Source organism: Rhizobacter sp. OV335 (assembly GCF_900142965.1).
Taxonomy (GTDB): domain Bacteria; phylum Pseudomonadota; class Gammaproteobacteria; order Burkholderiales; family Burkholderiaceae_C; genus Rhizobacter.
In genome coordinates this window covers 1-1,277 of the sequence record NZ_FRCQ01000071.1, presented here as the reverse complement: position 1 = coordinate 1,277, position 1,277 = coordinate 1, and the positions used below count along the sequence as shown (strand labels likewise).

Sequence of the window (1,277 nt, the reverse complement as noted above, 5' to 3'; positions counted from 1 at the left end):
GTTGGACTGGTTCATGCGGGCACCTCGAAGCTCACGGTGATGGTGCGGGCGAACGCGCGGCCGAGAGTTGCGCACTCCTCGCGCGTCATTCCCGAGATCAGCAGCGTTCCGCCACCAGCCATCGCAAGCAGGACATGCGGCACGCCTGCGATCTGCGGCACCTCATTGGCAGGCATGTCGCCAATGCTGACGACTTCGCCGATCAGCTTCAGCGCGCTCATGCCGCCTCCGTGGGGATGAGGCGGTACTGGTGGGCAGCGATTGCCTCCTTTTGTGTGATATTGCGGCGCAGCGACCAGCGCTTCTCTGCGCTTTTCGGCGTCCACGCCTTGCGGGCGAGCGAGCCCATGCGCAATTCATAGCACCCTTCGGGGACATCCGGCATGTCCGCGCTGCACTGAATCCACCCATCGCCCAGCGCTGCGGCCTCGGCCTTCACGGGTTCCGGCTCTGCGGGCTTCGTGGTCGGCTTCGGCGTTTCGTAGCCTCGCGTCTCCAGCGTGCCGTCGGGCTTGCGCCAGATGCCCGGGCGGATCTGGACGGCGTCGACCACCGATTTCGTCTCTTCGGGCCGCGGCAGTGGCTTGCCCAGCGGGTAGAAGCGCTCGGCCTTGAGGATGCTGATCGTCATGACGGTGTCTCCGTGCTGTCGGTTGCGGGTTGCGCGGGCTCGCGCGGTTGCGGTTCGGGCGCGCGCAGCTTCCCGGCCGCGATCAGGTAGGCGCGTTCCTCGCGCTGCCATGCGGCGAACTCGATGCGGCGCAGCTGGTCGTCGGTGAAGGGCTGGCTCACGAGGCGCTCCCGTCATCGCTGGCAGCGAACGCCGCCTTGATGAGTGCCGCGGCTGCGGGGCCAGCCAACTCGTCGACGAGGCCGCACACGGTCGCCTCCATGCCTCCGCAGAGGTACGGATAGCTGATGGCGCCCTTCGTGGCGGGATCGGCGCTGCGTGCGCGGCGCTTCACCTGCTTGATCTCGGAGGCGAGACGCTCGACGCGAGCGCGGGTGAGTTGCGTGCTCATGCCGTCAACTCCCCGAAGGCCGACTCGTACCGCGGCGAGGCGGGCGCCCGGCGCACGCTGAAGTTGAACGGCAGCCGGCGGAAGAGCATCAGGCCGAGCGCGCGAGCCTTGACGCGAGCATCTTCGATGCACGTGGCTTCGACCGTCTCCAGCACCGGCTCGCCGTGCTTCGGCTGGATGAAGGCGGACCACGTGCGCATCCGCACCGGCTCCGGCGCTTCTTCGCGGCGAGTCGGCGGCGGCAGGATCGGCGGG

General features: G+C 68.4%; 5 protein-coding genes. All 5 read right to left on the bottom strand.

The window, feature by feature from the left end:
• Positions 1-11: 11 nt before the first annotated feature.
• The gene (locus BUE42_RS31415) at positions 12-221 is read right to left on the bottom strand and encodes a hypothetical protein (RefSeq protein ID WP_073469464.1); all 210 of its coding nucleotides are present in this window, start codon (positions 219-221) and stop codon (positions 12-14) included.
• Positions 218-631 (bottom strand): hypothetical protein, encoded by a 414-nt coding sequence (locus BUE42_RS31410; protein ID WP_073469461.1) that lies wholly within the window; start codon positions 629-631, stop codon positions 218-220. The genes BUE42_RS31415 and BUE42_RS31410 overlap by 4 nt, the downstream gene beginning before the upstream one ends.
• Entirely contained in the window at positions 628-792 is a 165-nt protein-coding gene (locus tag BUE42_RS33310) for a hypothetical protein (RefSeq protein WP_159445539.1), read from the bottom strand. The genes BUE42_RS31410 and BUE42_RS33310 overlap by 4 nt, the downstream gene beginning before the upstream one ends.
• Positions 789-1,022, bottom strand: coding sequence for a hypothetical protein (locus tag BUE42_RS31405; RefSeq protein ID WP_073469458.1), 234 nt, complete (start codon positions 1,020-1,022; stop codon positions 789-791). Before BUE42_RS31405 ends, BUE42_RS33310 begins: the two co-directional genes overlap by 4 nt.
• Positions 1,019-1,277 (bottom strand): hypothetical protein (locus tag BUE42_RS33305; RefSeq protein WP_159445538.1); only part of this gene is annotated, 259 nt, incomplete at its 5' end. The genes BUE42_RS31405 and BUE42_RS33305, both read right to left, overlap by 4 nt.

What these genes read in the sequence shown, in the direction of transcription:
- BUE42_RS31415 (WP_073469464.1), bottom strand. Translation starts at nt 221, where the DNA reads ATGAGCGCGCTGAAGCTGATCGGCGAAGTCGTCAGCATTGGCGACATG.
- BUE42_RS31410 (WP_073469461.1), bottom strand. Translation starts at nt 631, where the DNA reads ATGACGATCAGCATCCTCAAGGCCGAGCGCTTCTACCCGCTGGGCAAG.
- BUE42_RS31405 (WP_073469458.1), bottom strand. Translation starts at nt 1,022, where the DNA reads ATGAGCACGCAACTCACCCGCGCTCGCGTCGAGCGTCTCGCCTCCGAG.